Annotated in this window: 23 protein-coding genes; 14 read left to right on the top strand and 9 right to left on the bottom strand. The window is 66.7% G+C overall.

Annotated elements, in window-relative coordinates; genetic code table 11:
- The first annotated feature begins 1 nt into the window (after position 1).
- Together RBB34_RS02135 and RBB34_RS02130 are read left to right on the top strand one after the other, a co-directional pair.
- A complete protein-coding gene (locus RBB34_RS02135; protein ID WP_306117542.1) occupies positions 2–832 on the top strand; it encodes an aspartate/glutamate racemase family protein in 831 nt (276 codons plus the stop codon).
- Positions 829–2,442 (top strand): hydantoinase B/oxoprolinase family protein, encoded by a 1,614-nt coding sequence (locus RBB34_RS02130; RefSeq protein ID WP_306117541.1) that lies wholly within the window; start codon positions 829–831, stop codon positions 2,440–2,442. The genes RBB34_RS02135 and RBB34_RS02130 overlap by 4 nt, the downstream gene beginning before the upstream one ends.
- 14 nt (positions 2,443–2,456) lie before the next feature.
- Here RBB34_RS02130 and RBB34_RS02125 read toward each other — a convergent pair whose 3' ends face one another.
- Positions 2,457–3,125: a GntR family transcriptional regulator gene (locus RBB34_RS02125; protein ID WP_306117540.1), complete on the bottom strand. Its 669-nt coding sequence runs from the start codon at positions 3,123–3,125 to the stop codon at positions 2,457–2,459.
- Between the two features lie 128 nt (positions 3,126–3,253).
- On the opposite strand from RBB34_RS02125, the gene RBB34_RS02120 reads away from it, so the two are divergent.
- Genes RBB34_RS02120 through RBB34_RS02110 form a run of 3 tightly spaced genes read left to right on the top strand, consistent with a single transcriptional unit; the run spans position 3,254 to position 6,457 of the window.
- Complete coding sequence (locus tag RBB34_RS02120; RefSeq protein WP_306117539.1) at positions 3,254–4,147, top strand: dihydrodipicolinate synthase family protein; 894 nt, start codon at positions 3,254–3,256, stop codon at positions 4,145–4,147.
- 43 nt (positions 4,148–4,190) lie between these two features.
- Entirely contained in the window at positions 4,191–5,450 is a 1,260-nt protein-coding gene (locus RBB34_RS02115) for an FAD-dependent oxidoreductase (protein WP_306117538.1), read from the top strand.
- Between the two features lie 5 nt (positions 5,451–5,455).
- Entirely contained in the window at positions 5,456–6,457 is a 1,002-nt protein-coding gene (locus tag RBB34_RS02110) for a 4-hydroxyproline epimerase (protein ID WP_306117537.1), read from the top strand.
- A 262-nt stretch (positions 6,458–6,719) separates the two neighbouring features.
- Here RBB34_RS02110 and RBB34_RS02105 read toward each other — a convergent pair whose 3' ends face one another.
- Complete coding sequence (locus RBB34_RS02105; protein WP_306117536.1) at positions 6,720–7,835, bottom strand: Xaa-Pro peptidase family protein; 1,116 nt, start codon at positions 7,833–7,835, stop codon at positions 6,720–6,722.
- Positions 7,832–8,182 carry an FCD domain-containing protein gene (locus RBB34_RS02100; RefSeq protein WP_306117535.1) on the bottom strand — a complete coding sequence of 117 codons (351 nt, stop codon included), beginning with the start codon at positions 8,180–8,182 and terminating at the stop codon, positions 7,832–7,834. The genes RBB34_RS02105 and RBB34_RS02100 overlap by 4 nt, the downstream gene beginning before the upstream one ends.
- Positions 8,183–8,541: 359 nt before the next feature.
- Here RBB34_RS02100 and RBB34_RS02095 point away from each other — a divergent pair, with 359 nt between their 5' ends.
- From RBB34_RS02095 to ligD, 5 genes are all read left to right on the top strand, one after another.
- A complete protein-coding gene (locus tag RBB34_RS02095) occupies positions 8,542–10,476 on the top strand; it encodes a PrkA family serine protein kinase (protein WP_306117534.1) in 1,935 nt (644 codons plus the stop codon).
- Positions 10,477–10,489: 13 nt separating this feature from the next.
- Entirely contained in the window at positions 10,490–11,800 is a 1,311-nt protein-coding gene (locus tag RBB34_RS02090) for a YeaH/YhbH family protein (protein WP_306117533.1), read from the top strand.
- Positions 11,793–13,277 carry a SpoVR family protein gene (locus RBB34_RS02085; protein ID WP_306117532.1) on the top strand — a complete coding sequence of 495 codons (1,485 nt, stop codon included), beginning with the start codon at positions 11,793–11,795 and terminating at the stop codon, positions 13,275–13,277. The genes RBB34_RS02090 and RBB34_RS02085 overlap by 8 nt, the downstream gene beginning before the upstream one ends.
- 180 nt (positions 13,278–13,457) lie before the next feature.
- Positions 13,458–14,339, top strand: coding sequence for a Ku protein (locus tag RBB34_RS02080; RefSeq protein ID WP_306117531.1), 882 nt, complete (start codon positions 13,458–13,460; stop codon positions 14,337–14,339).
- Positions 14,340–14,342: 3 nt separating this feature from the next.
- Positions 14,343–16,910, top strand: coding sequence for a DNA ligase D (gene ligD / locus RBB34_RS02075; RefSeq protein WP_306117530.1), 2,568 nt, complete (start codon positions 14,343–14,345; stop codon positions 16,908–16,910).
- Positions 16,911–16,917: 7 nt separating this feature from the next.
- On the opposite strand, the gene RBB34_RS02070 is transcribed toward ligD, so the two are convergent.
- The 5 genes from RBB34_RS02070 to RBB34_RS02050 form a co-directional block, all read right to left on the bottom strand.
- Positions 16,918–17,895, bottom strand: coding sequence for a Gfo/Idh/MocA family oxidoreductase (locus tag RBB34_RS02070; RefSeq protein ID WP_306117529.1), 978 nt, complete (start codon positions 17,893–17,895; stop codon positions 16,918–16,920).
- On the bottom strand, positions 17,876–18,142 hold the full coding sequence (locus tag RBB34_RS02065; RefSeq protein ID WP_306117528.1) for a hypothetical protein: 267 nt from the start codon (positions 18,140–18,142) through the stop codon (positions 17,876–17,878). The genes RBB34_RS02070 and RBB34_RS02065 overlap by 20 nt, the downstream gene beginning before the upstream one ends.
- 89 nt (positions 18,143–18,231) lie before the next feature.
- Positions 18,232–18,657: a phage holin family protein gene (locus RBB34_RS02060; RefSeq protein WP_306117527.1), complete on the bottom strand. Its 426-nt coding sequence runs from the start codon at positions 18,655–18,657 to the stop codon at positions 18,232–18,234.
- Between the two features lies 1 nt (position 18,658).
- Complete coding sequence (locus tag RBB34_RS02055; RefSeq protein WP_306117526.1) at positions 18,659–19,006, bottom strand: hypothetical protein; 348 nt, start codon at positions 19,004–19,006, stop codon at positions 18,659–18,661.
- A 171-nt stretch (positions 19,007–19,177) separates the two neighbouring features.
- Complete coding sequence (locus tag RBB34_RS02050; RefSeq protein ID WP_306117525.1) at positions 19,178–20,278, bottom strand: AI-2E family transporter; 1,101 nt, start codon at positions 20,276–20,278, stop codon at positions 19,178–19,180.
- A 309-nt stretch (positions 20,279–20,587) separates the two neighbouring features.
- Between RBB34_RS02050 and RBB34_RS02045 the strand changes: the two genes are divergently transcribed.
- Entirely contained in the window at positions 20,588–20,875 is a 288-nt protein-coding gene (locus RBB34_RS02045) for a hypothetical protein (RefSeq protein WP_306117524.1), read from the top strand.
- A 12-nt stretch (positions 20,876–20,887) separates the two neighbouring features.
- On the opposite strand, the gene RBB34_RS02040 is transcribed toward RBB34_RS02045, so the two are convergent.
- A complete protein-coding gene (locus RBB34_RS02040; RefSeq protein WP_306117523.1) occupies positions 20,888–21,952 on the bottom strand; it encodes an HWE histidine kinase domain-containing protein in 1,065 nt (354 codons plus the stop codon).
- Between the two features lie 153 nt (positions 21,953–22,105).
- Here RBB34_RS02040 and RBB34_RS02035 point away from each other — a divergent pair, with 153 nt between their 5' ends.
- From RBB34_RS02035 to RBB34_RS02025, 3 genes are all read left to right on the top strand, one after another.
- Positions 22,106–23,713 (top strand): phospholipase D-like domain-containing protein, encoded by a 1,608-nt coding sequence (locus RBB34_RS02035; protein WP_306117522.1) that lies wholly within the window; start codon positions 22,106–22,108, stop codon positions 23,711–23,713.
- 64 nt (positions 23,714–23,777) lie between these two features.
- A complete protein-coding gene (locus tag RBB34_RS02030) occupies positions 23,778–23,957 on the top strand; it encodes a hypothetical protein (protein ID WP_306117521.1) in 180 nt (59 codons plus the stop codon).
- A gap of 70 nt (positions 23,958–24,027) precedes the next feature.
- Positions 24,028–24,534, top strand: a complete 507-nt coding sequence (locus RBB34_RS02025; protein WP_306117520.1) for a DNA starvation/stationary phase protection protein — start codon at positions 24,028–24,030, stop codon at positions 24,532–24,534.

Here is a 24,534-nt window from a genome sequence, read left to right as displayed (position 1 = left end):
CATGACCCAGCCGCTGAAGATCATGTATCTGAGCCCGGTCGCCAATGGCGGCGCGGACGATCCCATCTTCGCCAAGATGGCTCAGGACGTGAAGCTGCCCGGCACGGAGGTGCACGTCACCTGCCTGCCCGACAATGACGGCGCCTTCACCCATATCGAGTTCCGATCCTACGAGGCGATCGTCACGCGCGGCATCGTCCGCGGGGCGCGCGCGGCGGCCAGGGAAGGCTTCGATGCCCTTGCGATCGGCTGCTTCTACGACACCGCGCTCCATGACGCGCGCGAGATATCCGGCGACATGATCGTCACCGCGCCCTGCATGGCCTCCTGCGAGATCGCCGCGAGCCTTGCCAACCGTTTCGGCATGATCGTCGGCCGGCGCAAATGGGTCAATCAGATGACGCGCACCGTGCACGAGCATGGCCATGGCGAGCGTCTGAGCGGCTTCTACCACGTCGACCTGGGCGTGAACGATTTTCAGAAGGACCATTGCGTCACCGAGGGCCGCCTCATGGAGGCCGGCCGCAAGGCGGTCGAGGAGGATTATGCCGAGGCGCTGATCCTGGGCTGCACGCTGGAGGTCGGCTTTCACGCGCGGATGCAGGAAAGGCTCGGCGTGCCGGTGATCGACCCGTCGACCGCCGCGCTCAAGCGGGCCGAATATGCCGCCCTGCTGAAGCGGCAATGCGGCTGGGTGCCGAGCCGCAAATGGTCCTGCGAGGCGCCGTCCGAAGACGAGATCGCGCGCTTTGGCGGCTTCGACGAGGGCGAGGCCTTCGGCAACCGCGTCATCGTGCCGGCCGATCCTGACGCCAGGCCGCTGGCGGCATGATGCCGAACCCCGCGCCCGGCCCGGCATCGGATCGCACGGCGTCCGCCGATCCGGTCACGCTGTCGGTAATCCAGGCCGGCCTGACCGCGGCGGCCGACGAGATGTTCGCCGTGCTCAGGAAGACCGCGATGAGCCCGATCATCTACGAGGTGCTCGATGTCGGCACCGGCATCACCGACGCACGTGGCGAACTGGTCTCCTCGGGCGCCGGCATTCCCACCTTTGTCGGCGTGCTTGACAAGGCGGTCCGGCGCATCGTCGAACTGCACGGCCTGCAGGATCTGCGCGACGGCGATCTGTTCGTCACCAACGATCCCGCCTATGGCGGCGTCACGCACCTCAATGACGTGGTCATCGCCATGCCGGTCTTCGCAGCCGGCCGGCCGATCGCCTGGACCGCATCGATCGCCCATTGGAACGACGTCGGCGGCATGACGCCCGGCTCGATGTCGACCACGGCGACCGAGATCTTCCAGGAAGGGCTGCGCCTGCCCGCCGTCAGGCTGTTCGCGGCGGGCGAGCCGGTCGACCCGGTCTTCGACATCATCGCCGCCAACTCGCGTCTGCCCGATTTCGTGCGCGGCGATCTGTGGGCGCAGATCGCCGCCAGCCGCAAGGCCGCGCAGCGCGTGGCCGGCCTTGCCGCCGCCCATGGCGTCGAGACCTTCGAGCGCGCCGTCGACGATTTGTTCGCCCAGGGCGAGCGCCGGGCGCGCGACGGCCTGGCTGCCCTGCCCGAAGGCGACTACGCGATCACCGAGGAACAGGACGACGGTGCCCTCTGGCGCGCCGCGATCCGCATCGGCCCCGACCGCTTCACCGTCGATCTGAGCGGCAATCCGGCCCAGCGCGCCGCCCCGCACAACACCAGCCGCGACGGCGCGGTGATCTCCTCGCAGATGATCTTCCGGGCGCTGACCGATCCCACGCTCGCCGCCAATGCCGGCTCGTTCCGCCCGCTGGAGGTCATCACGGAGCCGGGCACGATTTTTAACGCCACCGGCACCGCGCCGCACGGATACTATTTCGAGACCCGCATCCGGCTCTACGACATGTTGTGGCAATGCATGGCGCGCGCCTTTCCCGAGCGCCTGCCGGCCGGCCATTTCGCCTCGATCTGCGGCACCGTGATCGCCGGCGACCATCCCGATACGGGCCGCAGATACACAATGGTCGAGCCGCAAATGGGCGGCTGGGGCGCGACCGCGAGCCGCGACGGCCTCGATGCGATGTATTCGGCGAGCCATGGCGAGACGTTCAACTGCCCGGTGGAGATCTGCGAGGCGCGCTACGGCATCGATGTCGAGCACAAGCGGCTTAGCGAAAGCGCCCTGGGCCAGGGCCTGCATCGCGGCGGCCGGGGCCTGAGCGTGCGCTACCGCCCGCGCGGGCCGGCGATCCTGTCGGCCGGCTACAGTCGCAACCGCGTGCCGGTCTGGGGTTCGAACGGCGGCGATGCCGGCGGCACGAACGCCCTGTCGGTAACCCGCGCCGATGGCAGCCGTGAGAGCCACGCCTTCGTCAGCGGCCTCGCCGTCGAACCGGGCGATGTCATCGACATCGACACCGCCAATGGCGGCGGATGGGGAAGCCGCGCGGGGAATGGCTGAACGTCAATCGGCACCTATGCCTTGTCGCGCCCGCGCAGATAGGCGATCAGATCCGCCTTGGCGCCCTCGACATGATCGGCGATGCGCCGGGCGGCAAGCTCGGCGTCGCCCGCCTCGCAGGCCTCGACGATCGCCTGATGTTCGCGGTTCGCCCGTTCCATACCGTCGGTCATGGTCAGTTGCGCGCGGGTGAAGCGGTCGACGCGATCGTGGGTGTTGCCGATCACCTGCAGGTGGTAGCCGAGCCCGCTGTCGCGATAGAGCGTATGGTGGAACTGCCGGTTCAGATCGCCCCATAGCATTGGATCGGTCGACCTGAAGAAGTCCTCGCAATGGGCCCGCGCCTCGGCCAGCGTTTCGGCGCGCATGCGCGGCACCGCCGCCCGCATCACCGCGCTTTCCACCAGCTTGCGGAAATCGAAGATCTCGCTGACCTCGGCGATGTCGATGCTCGCGACCGTGGCGCCGCGATAGCGCTGCTGGGTGACAAGCCCCTGCTGCTCGAGCCGGGTGAGCGCCTCGCGCACCGGGATGCGGCTGGTGTTGAACAGCCGCGCCAACTCGTCCTGGCGCAGCGGTTCGCCATCGGCGACCTCGCCCGAGATGATGGCCTTGCGCAACGCCTCGCAGATGATGTCGGCGCTCGAGGCGGTCCTGGTGATGTCGACGGCCTTCAGCGGCATTGCGGTTTCCGATCCGGTCTTGCGCGGTGCTGAGCGAGAGATAGCCCGGCCAATTGGTTATTGCAAATCATATCCAATATCCGATAACCATTCAGCCCACGGAGCCATTCGAGATCGGGAGACCGCCCATGTGGAAGGGAATGATGCCCGCCGTGACCACCAAGTTCACCGAGGACGGCGGTCTCGACCATGCCGAGATGGAGCGCTGCTTCGGCCTGCAGATCGAGGCCGGCAATGCCGGTCTGGTCGCCTGCGGCAGCCTTGGCGAGGGTCCGATGCTCTCGCAGGACGAGCGGCTCGCGGTGCTGGCGCGATGCAGGGCGGTGGCCGGCGACAGGACGGTGCTGATGACCGTCAGCGAGGCGGGCACGCGCGAAGCCTGCGAAATGGCCAGAAAGGCGGCCGCCGCCGGCGCCGACGGGCTGATGGTCGTGCCCTCGCCGATCTACTTCACCGACCGGCGCGAGGCGATCGCCAATCTGCGCGCCATCGCCTCGGCCGGCGACCTTCCGGTGATGATCTACTCGAACCGGGTCGGCTACCGCGTCGACATCACGCCCGACATGATGGCCGAACTGGCGGACGATGACCGCTTCGTCGCGGTCAAGGAGAGTTCGGACGACATCCGCCGCACCACCGAGATCATCAACCTGCTCGGCGACCGCTATGCGGTGTTCACCGGCGTCGACAATCTGGGCATGGAGGCCCTGCTGATGGGCGCGGTCGGCTGGATTTCCGGCGTTTCGCTCGCCTTCCCCGAGGAAAACCAGAGGATCTACGATCTGATCGCGCAGGGCCGCATCGCCCAGGCGCGCGAGATCTACCGCTGGCTCCGGCCGGTGCTCGACCTGGACGTGTCGACCTATCTGGTCCAGCAGATCAAGCTCGCCGAGGCGATGACGCTGGGGTCGACCGAGCATGTCCGTGCGCCGCGCCTGCCGATCGTCGGCGAGCACCGCGCCCGCGTCGAAGCCATCGTGCAGGCCGCCATCGACACGCGCCCCGACCTGACGCGCCACTGAGCGGTCGCCGGCGCGCTGCGCCCTGCCGCGAACGGGAACGAGCATGGCAAACCCCGCACACCGCACCGACACGCTGCTGGTCATCGGCGCCGGCGTGATCGGGCTGAGCATCGCCCTGGCCGCCCAGGCGCGCGGGCTGGCGGTGACGGTGATCGACCGCGACCCCGTCGGCCAGGGCACCTCTTCGGGCAATGCCGGCGCCTTCGCCTTTCCCGAGATCATGCCGCTGGCCTCGCCCGGCATCATGGCGAGAGCCCCGCGCTGGCTGCTCGACCCGACGGGGCCGCTCGCCATCCCACCCGCCTACGCGCCACGCCTTGCGCCCTGGCTCTACCGCTTCTGGCGCGCCTCCATGCCCGACCGCTACCGCGCCAGCATCGCCGCGCAGGCATCGCTGATGGCGGTGTCGGAGCGCGCGCTCGAGCCCTTCATGGCGGCGACGGGCACCGCCGCCATGCTGCGCCGCGAGGGCCAGCTGCAGGTCTACGAGACCGAGGCGTCATATAGGGCCGCCCGGCCCGAATGGGACGAGCGCGCCCGCCGCGGCATCGATTTCACGCTGATCACCACCCATGACGGGCTCGTTGCGCACCAGCCCGGCCTCGCAACGCATCTGCGCCATGGCGCGTTCACGCCGGGCTGGTTCAACATCTGCGATCCGCGCGACTACCTGCTTGCACTGGCCGGCCGGTTCCGCGAGGCGGGCGGCGCCATCGAGCGGACCGAAATCCGCGCGCTGCGGCCGACCGAAACGGGCGTCACAGCCCAGACCGGTGCCGGCACGCGCGGCGCCGCGCGTGCCGTCATCGCCGCCGGCGCATGGTCGCACCTGCTCGCGCGCACGCTCGGCGACCGCATCCCGCTGGAAACCGAGCGCGGCTACAACACCACCCTGCCGGCCGACGCCTTCGACCTGAAGTGCCAGGTCAGCTTTTCCTGCCAGGGCTTCGTCGTCTCGCGGCTCGCAAGCGGGGTCCGCGTGGGCGGCGCAGTCGAACTGGGCGGGCTCGACCGTCCACCCAACTGGAAGCGTGCCGACGCGCTGCTCGCCCATGCCCGGCGCCTGATGCCCGGCCTGAAGACCGGCGGCGGCACACGCTGGATGGGCTATCGCCCCTCTTTGCCCGACACGCTGCCCGTGATCGGGCCGAGCCGCGCCTCGGCCAGGATCGTCCATGCCTTCGGTCACGGCCATCTCGGCCTGACCCAGTCGGCCGGCACGGCCGCGCTCGTCGCCGACATGCTGACCGGCCGGCCGCCCGAAATCGATCTTGCGCCCTTCTCGCCAACGCGCTTTGGATGAACGCCATGAGCAAGCACACATTTCTTTGCATCGACGGGCACACCTGCGGCAATCCGGTCCGGCTCGTCACCGGCGGCGGACCGGCGCTGGACGGGGCAACCATGATGCAGCGGCGCGCGCACTTTCTCGCCGACTATGACTGGATTCGCACCGGGCTGATGTACGAGCCGCGCGGCCACGACCAGATGTCGGGCGCGATCCTCTATCCGCCAACCCGCGAGGATTGCGATATCGGCGTGCTGTTCATCGAGACATCGGGCTGCCTGCCCATGTGCGGGCACGGCACGATCGGCACGGTGACCATCGCCGTCGAGCACGGCCTCGTCCGGCCCAGGACACCGGGCGTGCTGCATCTGGACACGCCGGCCGGCCCGGTCACCGCCCGATACGCGATGAACGGCGACCATGTCGACGAGGTGCGCATCACCAATGTCCCCTCCTTTCTCTACAGCCAAGCGCTGACGGCCACCTGCCCCGTGCTCGGGGAACTGACGGTCGATGTCGCCTATGGCGGCAATTTCTACGCAATCGTCGAACCGCAGCGGAACTACGCCGATCTGGCCGACCATGCCGCAACCGACCTGATCGCCTGGAGCCCGGCCCTGCGCGCCGCGCTCAACGAAAAATACGACTTCGTGCATCCCGACAATCCCGACATTGCCGGTCTGTCGCACATCATGTGGACCGGCAGGCCGACGCAGACCAGGGCCGATGCGCGCAACGCCGTCTTCTACGGCGAAAAGGCGATCGATCGATCGCCCTGCGGTACCGGCACCTCGGCGCGCATGGCGCAGATTGCCGGCAAGGGCCGGCTGCAAAAGGGCGATACCTTCGTCCATGAGAGCATCATCGGCACGCTGTTCTCCGGTCGCCTCGAGCAAACCACGAGCGTCGGCGGCCTGCCCGCCATCGTGCCCTCGATCGGTGGCTGGGCCCGCGTGACCGGCTTCAACACCATCTTCATCGACGACCGCGACCCGCTCGCCCACGGTTTCGTGGTCCAATAGCCAGACCCGGATCACGCCCATGCGCCGCGTCAGAAGCGTGCATGTCGCCTCGGTCGGCGTGCTGACATACCCGCCGCAGCCAAGCGGATAGTGCCGGCGGTCGGACGACCACACCCGCCAAGGATGGCCGGCATCGCCATTGACCGCCAGGATCGTGATCAGGCGGTCGCCCGTCGTCTGGCGGACACGGTCGGCGATGGCGGCGAACGGCGCCTTGGCGCTCTCGCCGCCGTCACGGGCCGAATGCTCGCCCCGCGTCACGTCACGACCCGATCACGGTCAGGCCGCGCTCGAAACCCGTCAGCGACCGACAGCCGTCCTCGGTGATCAGCACGTCGTCCTCGATGCGCACGCCGATCTCGCCACTGCGATAGAGCCCCGGTTCGATGGTGAACACCATTCCCGGCTCGATCGGCGCGCGGTTGCCGACCATCACCTGCGGCGCCTCGTGCACCTCGATGCCGAGCCCGTGGCCGGTCTTGTGCAGCACCATGTCGGCGAATGGCGACCCGCGCAGCCGCTCGGTGACGGCCGTATCCAGATCGTGCAGCGTCATGCCCGGCGCGGCGATCGTGCGGCCGGTCTCGTTGGCGGCCAGAACTGTCTCGTAGATCGCCCGGTGCTCGTCGCTGACCGCGCCAACGAAGAAGGTGCGCGTGATGTCGGCATTGTAGCCGCCATGGGCCGCGCCGAAGTCGATCAGCAGCGGATCGCCCTTTTCGAGCCTGCGCTCGGGCGATGGCGTGCCGTGCGGGTCGGCCGAAGCGCCCCTGGCGAGCACGATCGTGTCGAAGGCCGGCGCGTCGGCCCCCTCGGCCAGCATCTCGGTCATCAGCCGGCTCCTGATCTCGACCTCGCTCATGCCCGGCACGACCGCATCGATGGTGGTGCGAAGGGCCCGCTCGCTGATCGCGATCGCCTGTTCGATGATCGCCACCTCCTCGGCGTCCTTCACGAGCCGCATGCGCGAGATCGCCGCGTGGGCATTGTCGATGCGCGCATCGGCGAACGCGCTGCGCAGCGCGTCGCGTTCGAACACGCGCATCAACTGGCCCTCGACGCCGATCCGCTCGGCCTTCAGCCGGCGGGCCACATCGGCGAAGGCGTCGTCGAAGCCGTCCGAATCCTGCCAGTATGTGGTGTTCACCTCCGGTGCGCCCTGCCCCCATCGGGCGCTTTCCAGCGTCGGGATCGCGCCATGCATGGAGCCGTCGCGTGCAACGAACAGCACCGTCGGCCGCTCCATCAGGTGCAGGTGCACGCCGGTCAGATAGTAGAAATTGGCGCCGGGCACGAGCGCCACGGCGTCGAGCCCCGCCCCGTCCATGGCCGCGGTGAGCTTTGATAGGCGCGCCGCCTTGCGTTCCTGGTCGATCATGCTTGTCCCCCAAACTGGTCCGAGACGGTGAAACTGTTGCCGAACCTTGGGGCCAGCGAACGCTGGATCACCGCCGGTTCGGCCATTAGATGCACGCCGACCGGCCGGTCGGCACGGTCGCAGTCGCCCGCGCGCACGGCCTTGGCAATGGCCTTGTGCTGGCCGACCGTCAAGGCCGCCTGGGCCTCGTCGAACAGCGGGTAGTAGTGCAGAAGGTGCAGGCGCCGGCGAAAGTCGCGCGCCAGCCGGTAGAACTTGTCGAGGAACTGGTTGCGCGCCGCATCGATGCGCTCGAGCCCTTCGGCGGCGGCGTGGCGCAGCGGTTCGCCCTCCCCGCGCTGGCCCACGCCGGGTTCCGGCCTGCTCAGGGCGATCGGCCTCACCGCCGGCCTGGTGCGGCGAGCGGCCCGGCATCGCGCGGCTCAACGCAGTTTTCCGTGCGTCGCTTCTTCACCACAATTGGGCGCGAGATTGGGCCGGTCGGCTGGGCGGCAACACGGTCGGTCCCGATCACTTTTCCGGCGCGGTCGCAACAGGGGGCTTAACAAATCCGCCTCCAGCGACATCTAATGTGAAGGACCGGTGCCGTGGACACGTTGTCGGCCGGGGCAACACCGCCTGGAAGGTGCCCCGATCCCGGCCGGCCAAACCACACCGATGCGCCCAGGGGCCACCGGCAGGAACATCGCAGGACGCAGGGAGCATCATGGAGCTCTTCAGTCACTATACCGAAGTCTACGATCGCCTGAAGGTCGAGGAGATGCCGCTGCAGGACTACCTGCTGGGCTGCCGCGAAGACCCGTCGATGCGCGCCACTGCGGCCGAGCGCATGGTCTCGGCCATCGGCGAGCCCGAACTCGTCGACACAAGCCAGGACCAGCGGCTCGGCCGCATCTTCCTCAACCGGACCATCAAGCGCTACCCGGCCTTTGACGACCTTTTCGGGGCCGAGGAGACGATCGAGCGCGTCGTCGGCTTCTTCCGTCATGCCAGCCAGGGCCTGGAGGAGAGAAAGCAGATCCTCTACCTGCTCGGACCGGTCGGCGGCGGCAAGTCGTCCCTTGCCGAAATCCTCAAGCGTCTGATGGAGAAGGAACCGGTCTATATCCTCAAGGCGGGCGAGCAGATCAGCCCGGTGTTCGAGTCGCCGCTCGGCCTGTTCGACCCCGACCGGTTCGGCGACATCCTGGAAAGCAAGTACCGCATTCCGCGACGCCTTCTGAGCGGGCTCATGTCGCCATGGGCGGTCAAGCGGCTCGAGGAATTCGACGGCGACATCTCCAGGTTCTCTGTCGTCAAGGCTCATCCGTCCAAGCTGCGCCAGCTCTGCATCGCCAAGACCGAGCCCGGCGACGAGAACAATCAGGACGTGTCCACGCTGGTCGGCAAGCTCGACATCCGCAAGCTCGAGCATCTCAGCCAGAACGATCCCGATGCGTACAGCTATTCGGGCGGGCTCAACCGCACCACCCAGGGGCTTCTGGAATTCGTCGAGATGTTCAAGGCGCCCATAAAGGTGCTGCACCCGCTGCTCACGGCGACGCAGGAAGGCTCCTATGTCGGCACCGAGAACATCGGCGCAATGCCCTATCAGGGCATCATCATCGCCCATTCCAACGAGGCCGAATGGCAGCAGTTCAAGTCCAACAAGAACAACGAGGCCTTTCTGGACCGCATCAGCGTCGTCAAGGTGCCCTATTGCCTGCGCGCGACCGAGGAGGCGCAGATCTATGGCAAGCTGCTGGGCAACAGTTCGCTGCGCGAAGCGCCTTGCGCGCCCGAGACGCTGCCGCTGCTGGCCCGTTTCAGCGTGCTGACGCGGCTGCGCGAGCATGAAAACTCGAACCTTTACTCCAAGCTTCGGGTCTATGACGGCGAAACGCTCAAGCACACCGATCCCAAGGCGCGGTCGTTGCAGGAATACCGGGACATGGCCGGTGTCGACGAGGGCATGACGGGCATCTCGACGCGCTTTGCCTTCAAGGTGCTGTCGGAGACCTTCAACCACGACACCGAGGAAGTGGCGGCCGACCCGGTCCATCTGATGTACGTGCTCGAGCAGGCGGTCCGGCGCGAGCAATATCCGCCCGAGGTCGAAAGCCGTTATCTCGACTTCATCCGCACCGAGCTCGCACCGCGCTACGCCGAATTCATCGGCGACGAGATCCAGAAGGCCTATCTGGAATCCTACTCGGACTACGGGCAGAACCTGTTCGACCGCTACATCGCCTATGCCGATGCCTGGATCGAGGAGCAGGACTTCAAGGATCCCGACACCGGTCAGATGTTCGACCGCGAGGTGCTCGAACAGGAGCTTGAAAAGATCGAAAAGCCGGCCGGGATCAGCAACCCCAAGGACTTCCGCAACGAGGTCGTCAAGTTCGTGCTGCGCGCGCGCGCCGAGAACGAGGGCCGCAATCCGGACTGGCACAAATACGAGAAGCTGCGGCGCGTGATCGAACGGCGCATGTTCAGCAATGTCGAGGATCTGCTGCCGGTCATCAGCTTCGGCGCAAAGAGCGATCGCGACAGCGACGCCAAGCACGAGGAGTTCGTCGGGCGCATGACCGCGCGCGGCTACACGCCGCGTCAGGTGCGCAGGCTGGTGGAATGGTACATGCGCGTCAACAAGGCCGGGTGATGGCCACACGCCGATGGTGAGCTTCGTCGACCGCCGGCTCAATCCCAAGAACAAGAGCCTTGGGAACCGCAGACGCTTTCTGGGCAAGGTGCGCGCGCATGTGAAGCGCGCCGTCGACGAGGCCGTCCGCAAGCGCAGCATCGCCGACGTCAACGACAGCGGCGCGGTGACCGTGCCGGCCGACAGCATCCTCGAGCCGCATTTCCAGCACGCCGCCGAGGGCGGCCGCCGCGAGCGCGTCCTGCCGGGCAACCGGGACTACCAGGCCGGTGACCGGATCAGGAAGCCGCGCACCGGCGGCGCGGGCAGCGGCAACAGGGGCGCCCCCGGCGGCGAGGGCGAGGATTCGTTCGCCTTCGTCCTTTCGCGCGACGAGTTCCTCGATATCTTCTTTGAGAATCTCGAACTGCCCGACCTGGTCAAGCGGACCCTGTCCGACCAGAGCACGGCAAGGCCCCACCGCGCCGGCATCTCGGTGACCGGTTCGCCCGGCAACCTCAATGTCGAACGCACCATGCGCAACGCGCTTGGCCGGCACATCGCGCTCGGGCGTCCGAGCGACAAGCGGATCGGCGAACTGCGCGCAAGGCTGTTCGAACTCGAAGCGGTGCATCAGCCCACCGAGGAACAGCACGAGGAAATGCACGCATTGCGCCTCGAACTCGAGGCGCTGCGCAGGCGACAGAAGCGGGTGCCCTATCTGGACCCGCTCGACGTGCGCTACAGCTATTTCGAGCCCAGGCCCGAGCCGAACGCCAAGGCGGTGATGTTCTGCCTGATGGATGTGTCGGCATCGATGGGCGAGCGCGAGAAGGATCTGGCCAAGCGCTTCTTCGTGCTGCTGCACCTGTTCCTCGAACGCTGCTACGAGCGCGTCGACCTGGTCTTCATCCGGCACACCCACCAGGCGAGCGAAGTTGACGAGGACACCTTCTTCCACTCCCGGGAGACCGGCGGGACGGTGGTCAGTTCGGCCCTGGACGAGATGGCGCGCATCATTTCGGAGCGCTATTCGCCTGCCGAATGGAACATCTACGCGGCCCAGGCCTCGGACGGCGACAATTATGCGGGCGATTCCGACACCTGTGCCGACATCCTCGACGACACGCTGATGCGGCGGTTGCAGTATTTCGCCTATGTCGAGATCCTGCAGGAGCAGGAGCGCAGCTTCGTGACCAGCGACGGCAGCGGCACCGAACTGTGGCGGGCCTACCTGACCGTGGCCGAGGACTGGCCGAACTTTGCCATGAAGCGCGTGGCCCACCCCTCCGAGATATACCCCGTCTTCCGCGAATTGTTCGAACGGGCCGAAAGCCATGGCTGAAGGCAGAAAATCCCGCTCGCTTCTCTTCGAGGGCGCCGAATGGACGTTTGACGATCTCAGCCGCGTGCATGATGCCATCGAGAAGGTCGCCCGCAAGGACCTGGCCCTGGATCTGTACCCCAACCAGATCGAAATCATCTCGAGCGAGCAGATGCTCGACGCCTATTCCTCGATCGGCATGCCGCTGATGTACCGCCACTGGTCCTTCGGCAAGCACTTCATCCAGCACGAGCGGGCCTACCGGCGCGGCGCCCGCGGGCTGGCCTACGAGATCGTCATCAACTCCAATCCGTGCATCAGCTATTGCCTGGAAGAGAACACCATGGCGCTTCAGGCGCTGGTGATCGCCCATGCCGGCTTCGGCCACAACCACTTCTTCAAGAACAACGAACTGTTCCGGCAATGGACCGATCCCGATGGCATTCTCGACTATCTCGAATATGCCCGCGATTTCATGCAGCGCTGCGAGGAGCGCCATGGCCGGATCGAGGTCGAGCGGCTGCTCGATTCCGCGCATGCGCTGATGCCCTCGAGCGTCTTCCGCAGCCGGCGCCCGCCGCCGCCCACGCCCCGGCAGGCCGAAGCCCGTCAGCAGGCGCGTCGGAACGAGGCCGAGCGCAGCGCCCACTATCTGTGGGACCGGCTGCCGGCGAGCCAGCCCGCCTCCGACGCCGATCAGATACGCCAGCGCAAGCGCGCCATGCATCTGCCCGAAGAGAATCTTCTCTACTTCATCGAGCGCTACAGTCCGATCCTGCAACCATGGCAGCGCGAAGCGCTGGCGATCGTGCGGACGATCGGCCAGTACTTCTACCCCCAGAAGCAGACGCAGATCATGAACGAGGGCTGTGCCTGCTTCGTGCATTATCACGTCATGCACGCGCTGCATGCAAAGGGGCGCATCGACGATGGCGCGATGCTCGAGATCCTGCACAACCATACCGAAGTCGTCCGCCAGCCCGACTTCGACGACCCGCATTTCGGCGGCCTGAACCCCTATACGCTCGGCTTCACCATGATGCAGGACATCCGTCGCATCTGCGAGGCGCCGACCGAGGAGGACCGGCAATGGTTTCCCGACTTTGCCGGCAGCGGTGACTGGCACGGCGTGCTCAAGGACGCATGGGCGAACTACCGCGACGAAAGCTTCATCCTGCAGTTTCTCAGCCCGGAGGTGATGCGGCGCCTGCGCCTGTTCGCGCTGACCGACGACACGAACGCACCGTTCTATACCGTCTCGGCGATCCACAACGAACGCGGCTATCGCCAGGTGCGCGAGGCGCTGGCGCGCTCGCGCGACATCTCGCTCCTCGAACCGAACATCCAGATCGTCGATGTCGACCTTCAGGGCGACAGGGTCCTGCATCTTTGCCATCTCCAGCAAGACGGCGTTCCGCTCGACAAGCGCTCGGAGACGATGACGCTCGAGCACATGCGTCGCCTGTGGGGCTACCCGGTCGAGATGACGCGCAGCTAGTGCTCCGACCCCGGGCATGCGGGCGGAACCAATGCGGCGCCCGTCGGTTCCGTTAACGCAGATGTGGATCAACGACGTCGAACACAACATGGCTCAACCCGACCTGGCCGATGCCGCCTCGGCGCGCCGTCGACCGAAGCGCGGCGTGCGCTCGCGGCCGGCCTGAGGGCGGAGGAGTCGATGGCCGCACGCGCGCTCTGGAAGGGCCAATTGAGGCTTTCGCTGGTCTCGATACCGGTCGAGCTGTATTCGGCGACCGAGAGCGCGGCGCGCATCCGCTTCCGCCAGATCCATGCTCCCAGCGGCAAGCCCGTGCGCTACGAGAAATCGGTGCCGGGCATCGGCCCGGTCGATCGCGACGAGATCGTCAAGGGCTTCGAGTACGAAAAGGACCGCTACGCGCTGATCGATCCCGACGAGATCGATGCGATAAAGCTGGAGACGAAGAAGACCATGGAGATCGTCCAGTTCGTCGACCAGGGCGAGATCCCGCCGATCTACTTCAACAAGCCCTATTACCTGACGCCGGCGGACGAACTGGCCGAGGACGCCTATCGCGTGGTGCGCGACGCCCTGCGCCAGAGCGGCAAGACCGGCCTGTGCCAGGTCGCCATGCGCGGCAAGGAGTATCTGGCCGCGATCCGTCCCTGCGGCGATGGCCTGCTGCTCGAGACGCTGCACTACGACGACGAGATCCGCAGCGCCGAGCCGATGTTTGCCCAGGTCACCGATGACGAGCCCGACGAGGAACTGCTCGATGTTGCCACCTCGCTGATCGAACGCAAGACGGCGCCATTCGATGCGTCGGCCTTCACCGACAGCTATGCGAAGGCGCTGCGCGATCTCGTCGACCGAAAGGTCAGGAACAAGTCGACCCCGCGCGTGGAGACCGAAGGCGCCGAGCCGCGCCCGACGGGCGAAAACGTCGTCGATCTGATGAGCGCGCTGAAGGAAAGCCTGGAGGAATCGGAAAACAGCGGCCGCAAGGGCAAGTCGGGATCGAAGTCCGGCTCCGGCGGCAAGCGCGGCTCGTCGGGCGCCCGCAGGAAGAAGTCGGCCTGAACCATGGCGGCGAAGTCAGACAGACTGTCCGACTATGCGCAAAAGCGCGACTTCTCGGTCACCTCCGAGCCCTCTGGCAAGGCGATACCCCAAAAGCGCGGCAAGCCGGTTTTCGTCGTCCAGAAGCACGATGCGACCCGTCTGCATTACGACTTCCGGCTCGAATGGGATGGCGTGCTGCTGAGTTGGGCGGTGACCAAGGGGCCAAGCGACGACCCCACTGCCAAAAGGCTGGCCGTGCGCGCCGAGGACCACCCGCTCGACTATCAGGATTTCGAGGGCACGATCCCCAAGGACGAATATGGCGGCGGCACCGTCATGGTCTGGGACAAGGGCTGGTGGGGACCGCACGGCGACGTCGAGGAAGGCCTTCAGAAGGGCAAGCTCGGCTTTGACCTGCACGGAAAACGCATGACCGGCGCCTGGGCGCTGGTACGCATGCGCCGGCGCAAGGGCGAAAAGCGCGACAACTGGCTGCTGATCAAGGAACGCGACGGGCAGGCGACCGATGACGAAAACCATCTGACCGACGCATACAACACGAGCGTCGTGTCGGGCCGCACCATGACGGCGATCGCCCAAGACGAACCGCCGACGTCCGATCCCGGCTCGGCGCCGCGACAACCGCCCGATCCGGCCGAAACCTTCACAAGGAAGACGCCGAAATTCACGCCGCCCGAACTGGCCGTGCTCGACGACCATGCTCCCGAGGGCGAGGACTGGCTGCATGAGCCCAAATATGACGGCTATCGCTGCCTTGCCGCGCTCGGCCGCGACGGCATCCGCCTGCACACGCGCTCGGGCAAGGACTGGACCGAGCGCTTCGTCGGTCTGGCCGACGCCCTTGCCTTTCTGGATTGCGAGAGCGCGCTCATCGACGGCGAGGTCGTCGCCGGCGGCGGCGGCGATCCGGCGACGGCCAAGTTCTCCGACCTTCAGGACGATCTGAAGGCCGGACGCCCCGTCCGCTTCATGGTCTTCGATCTGCTCGAACTCGACGGACGATCGCTGCGCAAGACCGGGCTCGCCGAGCGCAAGGAAAGGCTGCGCGCGTTGATCGCAGGCGCGCCGGCGGGCGGACCGGTGCGCTACAGCGAGCATATCGTCGGCAAGGGCCCCAAGGTCTTCAAGGCCATTGCCGAAGGCGGCGCCGAGGGCATCATCTCCAAACGCGCCGACAGCGCCTATACGGGCAGGCGCTCGGGCAAATGGCGCAAGGTCAAGGCCGAGCGGCGCCGCGAGTTCGTCATAGCCGGCACCACCCCCTCCTCAGCCAGGGGCCGGCCCTTCGCCTCGGTCCTGCTTGGCACCCATGACGATGGCGCGCTGGTCTATCGCGGCCGCGTCGGCACCGGCTTCGATGCCGATACGCTCGGCCGGCTCGAAGCGCGATTTTCCCGGATCGAGCGCAAGACATCGCCCTTTGCCGACGACGTACCGCGCCAGATCGCCCGCAATGCGCGGTGGCTGACGCCGAATCTGGTGGCCGAGATCGGCTTTGCCGAACTGACGGCCGACGGGCGCATCCGCCATGGCCGGTTCGAGGGCCTGCGCGAGGACAAGGAGGCCAAGGCGGTGAGCATGCAAAACGATACCCGGGCCGAGCCCGGCGGGTCCGCAGATGACGCGGACGACGACACGGCAGCCGGCACCGACCACGACGACGGCGGCACCGTGCACGTGCGCGACATCCGCATCTCGAGCGCCGACCGGACGGTCTTTCCAGACGCCGGCTGCACCAAGGGCGATGTCGCCCGGCACTACGGCACGGTCGGCGACCGCATGCTTGCGCTCGCCGGCAGCCGGCCCGTCTCGCTGCTGCGCTGTCCCAGGGGCACCGAGGGCGACTGCTTCTTCCAGAAGCACGCCGGCAAGGGTTTCCCCGGCGAGATCGCCTCGGTTCCGATCGAAGAGAAGTCCGGCGGCACCGAGGACTATCTGGTCATCGACAGGCCGGAAGGATTCGTGGCTGCCGCGCAGATGGGCGCGATCGAATTCCACATCTGGGGTGCCCGCACCGACAATCTGGAAAAGCCCGACCGCGCCGTCTTCGACATGGATCCCGGGCAAGGCGTCGACTTCGCGGCGGTAAGGGCCGCCTCGGCAAGGGTGCGCGAACTGCTGTCGGATCTCGGCCTTCAATCGGTCGCGATGGTCACCGGCGGCAAGGGGGTGCACGTCATCGTTCCGCTGCGCCGCACAGCCCGCTGGCAGAGCGTGGTGCTGTTCGCCCGTACCGTTGCGACCTATTTCGCCCAGACCGAGCCGGACCGGTTTGTCGCGACCATGTCCAAGGCAAAGCGCAAGGGCAAGGTGTTCGTGGACTGGCTGCGCAACGAGCGCGGTTCGACGGCGATCGCGCCCTATTCGTTGCGCGCACGCAAGGGCGCACCCGTCGCCATGCCGGTCACCTGGCAGGAACTGGAGCGCCTGGATGCGGCCAATACCTTTTCCATGGCGAAGGCCCGGGACCGGCTGTCCCGGCCCTGCCCGCTCGAACGGGCCGAGGCCGACCTCGATCAGGCGATCACCAAACCGGTCATCGAAAGGCTCGAAGCGAAGCTGGAGTGATCGGCACTCACGCCGACGGCCGGCCATAGAGCATGTCCAGGACCGCGTTGACCGCCACCGCTTCGCACGCCGTTACGAGCCCGGCGCCGTCCTTTCCCTGAAGCGCATCGAGGAAAGGCACCAGTCCCTCGCCCGCATCCAGTGAGGCCAGTTCGGCCGACCAGTTGCGCGTTCCGTCCTGCCTGTCCCAGGCCTCGGCGAGGCCCTGGCGCACGCGCGCGCCGCCTTCGGTGCCCACCAGATCGAGTTCGAGGCGCATCCGCGTGTCGGTCCAGCCTGCCTGCACGGCTCCGATCGCGCCCGATTCGAATGCCAGCACCGCCGCGCCGTGGTCGTCGACCGGATAGCCCTTTTCGAAACCAAGGCGCGCCTGCCCGTCCGCGATCGGGCCGAGCATCCATTGCAGCAGGTCGATCGCGTGCACGCCCTCATCGGCGAAACCGCCATAGCCGGCAAGCTGCGGCGTGGTCATCCAACCCGAAAGGTCGAGCCAGCGGGCAAAGGCGCCATCATGGGAAAAGCGCGCACGCGCTTCCACGATGTCGCCGAGCACGCCCTCGCGCACCCGTTCGCACAGCTCGGCCAGCGCCGTGTTGGTACGCATGAAAAAGCCGGTATGCACCGTCGTGCCGGTGCGTTCGGCGGCATCGGCGATGCGGCGGGCGGAGGCCGCGTCGTGGGCAAGCGGCTTTTCGGCGAAGACCGGAATGCCGGCCTCGACAAGCGCATGCATGTCGGCTTCGTGATGGGCGGTCTCCGAGCAGACGATGGCGCCGTCATAGCCTGCCCCGGCCAGTTCCGCCGCCTCGCCATGCCAGTTGGCGCCGAGCCGGTCGCACCAGTCGCGGCCGCGCTGCTCGTCGCGGTCGAAGACCCCGCCGATCGTCCACGAGTGATCCCGAGCCATGCGCACATGGTCGGGCAGATGAACGTGGGCGGCGCCGCAAATGGCCAGCCGGCCCTTCTCAGCGTCCCGCGCCGGCATCGTCGCGCGCCTCCTTCGACTTGCGGAACAGGCGCGGATAGTACTGGCTGTTCAGGCGCAGCCGCGGCGCCAGCTTCCAGGCCAGCGGCACGGTCAGCGCGATGCCGGCCACGATGACGACCGGCAACACGTATTTCCAGTATGGCGCGAGCGCGGGGATCGACAGCACCGTCACCGCGCCGACGCCGAAGACGACGGCGTTGAGCGGAAGGGCGATCGCACCGGCCATGAGCGTTCGGGTTCGCATGGCAAACCTCCATCGGTTCGGTGTTGCCGGCAAAACGCGGCGACCCGGTCCGCCGTTCCGCTCACCCGCGCGCCCGCCGATTGGCGCGCTCACTCGTCCGCGTCGTCATCGCCGCCGGTGAGTTGCGTGGCAAGCAGGGCGCCGGCCACCACCGCCGCGATGGGCAGCGCCGCGGTTCCGGTCCGTCTCAGGCTGACCATCGCCGTGGCGACCGCCGCGCTGCGCAGGGCGGCGTTGCGCCGGATGCGCCGTTTCGCCCGCGTCTGGTAGATCGAATTGACGATCAGCGCGATCGCCGCAATCACCAGGAACAGCGCCGCCGTGATCACCAGCGCGATGATGGGATCATAGAGCGCGGCGATCCACACGGCGAGCGCCGTCGCGCCGAAGCCGACGGCGAACAATGCGCAGATGCCCGCGATCCCATACATCACCGCCGCCCAGATCCATCGCCGTTTGCGGCTGTGGAAGTCGGCGGCGGTCAGGCGGGCGAAGCTCGAGAGCGGTTTGAGCATGTCAGCGCCGCATCAGCAGCGCAGCCAGAAACCCCGCCCCGGCGGCAATTGCCATTGTCTGGATCGGATGGCGGCGCACCGTCGCGCTGGTCTGCCGTTCGATCCGCTCGAGTTGATGGTTCAGGTCGTCGATGAACTCGTCGGACTTTGCGCGAAACATCTTGCTGGTCTCGTCGCGACGCGAACGCGCCGTGCGGGCGCCGGCTCCGGCAACCTTGCCCAGCCGCTCGGTCACCGCGTCGATGTCCCGACGCAGCGCGGCGATCTCGGCGGACAACTCGTCATTGCCCGCCTTGCCAGGGCCATTGCGCGATTTCGAGCCGGACTGGTTGTCGGATGTCGCATTCATCACAGTCTCCTTTCGTGAGCCGGCTCGGAGATGACCGTCGCCAACGGCTCAACTGTCTGTTTTCCCGTGCATTCGAGCCAAGGAAGAGGTGCTCCCCGTCCCAAAGGCACACAAGGGGCCAATGCGCGCCCGGGCGAAGGGTTCCCGCCCGCTGGCGTTGCGACGGTGACGTTACCGGAGCGACATGGGGTGCCGGGCGCGCGGCGTGAGCATGCGGTGGATGCCCGCAAGGCTTTCGGTCTTCTCGGCGGTCGCCTTGAGCACCACCAGGATGGGCACCGACAGGAACAGGCCGGCGAACCCCCACATCCAGCCCCACACGAGCAGCGAAACGATGATGGCCAGCGGCGCGATGTTGGTGCGCCGGCCCACCAGGTTCGGCGTGACGAAGTTGGCCTCCACGAAATTGATCGCCATGTAGGTCGCCGCCGGCAGGATCATCTGCAAGACGGTGTCGAACTGCACGATGCTCACCGCCAGCAGCAACAGCACCCCGATCGCCGGGCCGACGAACGGCATGTAGTTGAGAAACGCGACGACCGCCCCCCAGAAGACCGGCATGGGCACGCCCAGCCACCACAGCGCCAGCCCGACCACGATGCCCAGTGCGATATTGATCAGCGTCGTCACCAGCAGATAGTGGCTGACCTGGGACTCGACCGCTTTCCAGACACGGGCGGCGCGCAGCTTGCCGCGCATCGTGCCATGTGGGATCGTCGCGATGATCATGAACGGCCGACGCATCGCCAGAATGAAGCCGGCGATGGTCACCGTCACCAGGAAGGTCGTTGCGCCCGAGGCGAAGCTCGTGGCCGCGTTCATCAGGAATCCGGGCTGCCGGACCACCACTTCCTCGACATTGTCGTCGCGACCATCGTCCAGCGCCTCGCCGACCTCCTCTCCCACCGTCGACAGGGCCTCGCCGATCTCCTGGGCCTCGCGCAGCGACAGGCGCAGCGCCGCCAGCTTGCGCTGCAACTGATTGACCATGCTGGGATAGTTTTCGATCGTGGTCTGCACGGGTCCGGAGATGAAATAGGCGAGCAGCGCGATCAGCCCGGCCACGGTCAGCGTCAGCGTCAGCGCCGCCAGGATGCGCGGAACGCCGGCGCGCTCCATCGCCGCCAATGGCAGATGCAGGATGATCGCCAGGAACAGCGCGATGAAGATCGGGATGAAGACCGCCTTGGCCAGCATGAGCCCGGCAACGAGCGCGATGATGACGGCGAGCCCGGCCAGGCCCCGAAAAAGCCAGCCGTCCAGGCCGATCATGAAGCGCCTTCAGCGCCCTGAGGACCGGGCTGCGCAGGGCGGGCAATCGATGAGCGCGGCGACGGGCAAACCATCGTCAAGTCGATCGATGCCGCTTTCGTCTCAATGCTGATCGCGAACATGGCGGTTCTGGCGGGGCTTTCGGGCCGGTTCGTCACCATCGGCCGAGCCTATGGTTCCCATGAGTCAATGAAGTGCTTGACGCTTCCAACGCTGGCGGCGCCACCTCGGTTCCGCCGGCCAACGATTGGGCAATCGGGGAACCCCGGCACGTGGTGGCCCGTTTCCGGAGCAAGAAAGGATCAAGCCATGGAACAGATGGTCTTTGCCATATTCATGATGGGCTGCGGGCACAATCTCGATGTGTGCCGGCCGATCGACAATCCCGAGCCGGTCTTCGAAAGCCGCGCGTCATGCGAACGCGAACTCGAAAGGACCGCACGGCAGGTAACCGGGTTTCCCACCGCCATCGGCAGCTGTATCGAAGTCGAGGAACGGCGCGCCGATGCGGACCTGGAGTTCGACTGGTTCTTTGCGGCCGACGGCCGCCTGATCGTCGAGCCGCGCTCCACGGACCTGCAACTGGCCAGGAACTAACCAGGGCAGGTCTCAGTGCAACACGAAGCGGATGGTGACGCGATATCCTCTTTCACCGGCCACGCGCTCGATGACGCCTTTTTCGGCCGCGATCAACCGGTCGATAAGGACATTGCCGAAGCCCGAGCTTTCCTGCTGGGTGTCGATCGCCTGGCCGGCATGCTGCTCGTCCCACACCAGTTCAAGCCCGTCCGGGTTCTTGCCGGCGCGACACGAAAGGCTGATCTCGCCCGTTTCCCGCGCGAACGCCCCATACTTGATCGCGTTGGTGGCAAGCTCGTAGATCGTCAGGGCAAGTGCTTGGCCCAGCGATGGCGGCACGGCGATGTCGTCGACGTGAACGGAAATGCGCGGCGCCCAGGCGCGCGCGCCGATGAAGGGGGCGAGCGCGCCGTCCACGGCCTCGGAAACCGAGGCCAGCTCGGCGTCGGCGACGGTGCCGATCGCATGCTGGGCGGCGGCCAGCGCGTCGATCCGCCCTCGCAGCTTCTGGACGTAGTCGCTAATCTGATTGGTCTCGCGCGCGGTCGCCGCGGCAAGCGAATTGACCATCGCCAGCGAGTTCTTGATACGATGGCGCATCTCGCCGATCACGGCCAGCAACCGCTGTTCGGCATGCACCTGCTCGGTGACATCGTGGTTCATGCCGATGATGATGCTCGCACGCCCCTGCGCGTCGCGCCTGTAGACCTCGCCCGTCCCGAGAAGCCAGCGCTCCTGCCCCAGACCATCGGTCACCCGAAACCGCTCTTCATATTGCGTGCCATCGGCGATGGTCGTGGCCATGGCCGCTTCCACACGCGCCCGGTCGCCGACATGGACATGTTTGAGAAGCACCGCACCGGTGAAGGGTCCCCGCCCGAACGGCATGCCGAACAGGCGCGGCAGGTTCGGATCGGCGTCCACCAGGTCCGAGGCCAGATCCCAGACCCAGGTCGCCGCCCCGCTCGACTTCAGCGCCACCTGCTGGCGCAGTTCGGCCGACATCTCCAGAAACGTATCGGACGGTTCTTCGCTTGCCTGCTCGGTCGCCGGTGGGGCCTGCCCTTCGGGCAATCTTTCTTCTTCGTCATCCATCGGCTTCATCGCGCTCGCAACAACAAAAACAGGAACGCGACGAAGATGCGGGCCGCGGTCGGGTTACAGATCGAACGGATCGGAGCTTTGCCTCGATGATAGCACGGATGCATGGACTGTGAAACACTGCACGCAATCCGAGGATCGCAGGACATGTTGCGTCATTTGATCACGGCGGATCAGGCCTTTCCCGAGATGGAGCGGCTGGTGCTCGGCGCGCGTGAAAGCCTGGACATCGCCCTTCACCTGTTTTCGCCGCGCACCAAGACGCGAAGCGCAGCGTCTCACGACCGTACCTTGGTCGACTGGGGGGATTTGATCGCCGATGCCGCCCGCCGCGGCGTGTCGATCCGCATCCTGCTCAACGATTTCGATCCGGCCGGCTGGGCGGACATGCACGCGCGCGTGTGGGAACGGGTCGCCATGCTCGGCGAAGCCTTCGCGGACATGACCGCCCAGGAGCGCCAGCGCGTGGTCGTGCTGGTCGCCCATCCGGGCGGGCAGGCCGGTGCCGCCCTGCGCCTTCTGGCATGGCCAAGGGTCCGCGGCCATCTGAAGACGGCCATCGCCGATTTCAAGCAGCGCGGCCGTCGCCTGCCGCCCGGCCTCGATGCGCTCGACCACGGAACGGTTCGCTGGTGGCCACCGACCGCGAACTTCACGCAGACGCTGCATCAGAAGTTCCTGCTCGCCGATGGCGAGCGCGCCATACTGGGCGGCCTCGACATCGACGAGCGGCGCTATGACGATCCCGGTCATCGCCGCAATGCGCAGCAAACCTGGCACGATGTCTGCGTGGCATTCGACGGGCCGCCGGCCGAACAGCTCGAACGCCATTTCGAGCGCTGCTGGGCTGCCGTGCAGGCCGACGGCACCAGCCACGCGCCGGCCTTCCGCCGCAGCCATCCCGACTTCCCCCTGACGCTGGTCGATACCGCCGCACACGCCAGGGCACGGCCACACAGCGCCCCGGCGCCCGACACATCGGCCGGTCCATGCCGCATCGCCGCCACCCTTCCGGTGCCCGGCCGCAATCCGCTGCGCTTTGGCCCGCGGCCCGATGACTGCTCGCTGCTCGAGGCCCATCTGGAGCTGATCGCGGGCGCCAGGCGATACATCTATGTCGAGAGCCAGTTCTTCAGATTCTCCATGATCCGCGACTCGCTCGTCTCGGCGCTCGAGCGAAACCGCGATCTCCACCTGATCATGCTGCTGCCCGGCGCGCCCGATGTCGTCGCCTATGAGGGCGCAAGGAGCGGCGTTCAGCGCTATGGCGAATGGCTGCAGATGCGCGCCTGCAACCGCCTTGCCGATGCCTTCCCGGACCGGTTCGGGGTGTTTTCGCTGACCAATGATCGCGACCGCGCCGAACACAACGAGCGCGACGCGCTTCACGGCAAGGCCATGGTCTATGTGCATTCCAAGCTGATGATCGCCGACGACCGCGTCGCCATCGTGGGTTCGGCCAATCTCAACGGCAGGTCGATGCGCTGGGATGTCGAGGCGGGGCTCATGGCCCATGACGAAGGTTTCGCCGTCGGGCTGCGGCGCGATCTGTGGCATGTCCATCTGGGCGAGATCGCGGCCGATCTCGATCCGGTCGAAGCGCCCGAGGGCAGCCTTGCGGTCTGGCGCCGGCAGGCCGAACTGCGCCGCAATGCGGGCCGGTCGAGCGCGATCGACGGCATTGTCCCCTTTCCGCTGGCCAGGACACGCCGCTTTGCCAAGGACCATCTTTTTGTGCCCGAGGAAATGGTCTGAGCGGGAACCCTTCGTCGCCGCGTGCGTTGCGGATGAACACCGCGCAAGCGGACAAGGAGACCAAATGACCACCAAACTGGATCCCGAACAGGCGCGCCAGGGGCGCGGCGGACGTCGGGTGCTGACCATCCTCATCGCCGGGCTGCTGCTTGCGGCCGTCGGCGCGATCGTCTTGGAGGTCATCGACAATGATGCGGTGACCGACAACATCGGCGCTCCGGGCGTCGAGCCCGTTCCCGGATGATGCACCGCAAGGCGCGCGCCGTCTTCACACACGCCACGAGACAGCCAGAGCACGAGAAAGGACACCGCCAATGACCCAAGCCGTCCTGAAGCCCGAGCTAAGCAGGGAGCAGGTTTCGACCGGGATCGATGCCGATTCGCGCAGGCAGATCGCCGAAGCGCTTTCCTCGGTTCTCACCGATACCTACTATCTGGTCATCAAGACCCACATCTATCACTGGAACGTGGTCGGCCCGCTTTTCCATGCGGTCCACGAGATGACCGAGGAGCAGTACAAGAACCTGTTCGAAGCTGCCGACGACATCGCCGAACGCATTCGCGCGCTCGGACACCGGGCGCCCATCTCCGATGCGGCCGGACCCGATGAATCGGTGGTTTCGACCGCCGCCTCGGCGCGTTCGGCCCATGACATGATCGCCGATCTGATCGGCGATCACGAGGCCGCCATCCGCAACATGCGCCAGGCCGCCGAGATGGCCGAGGACAAGCACGATCTGGTCACGCACGACATGCTGACCGCCCGCCTGACCTTTCACGAGCAGGTGGTCTGGATGCTGCGCGCGCTGATCACGGAGTGA

The sequence above is a fragment of the Roseitalea sp. MMSF_3546 genome, from assembly GCF_030732865.1.
Lineage (GTDB): Bacteria > Pseudomonadota > Alphaproteobacteria > Rhizobiales > Rhizobiaceae > Roseitalea.
This window is presented reverse-complemented; position numbering and strand designations above follow the sequence as displayed.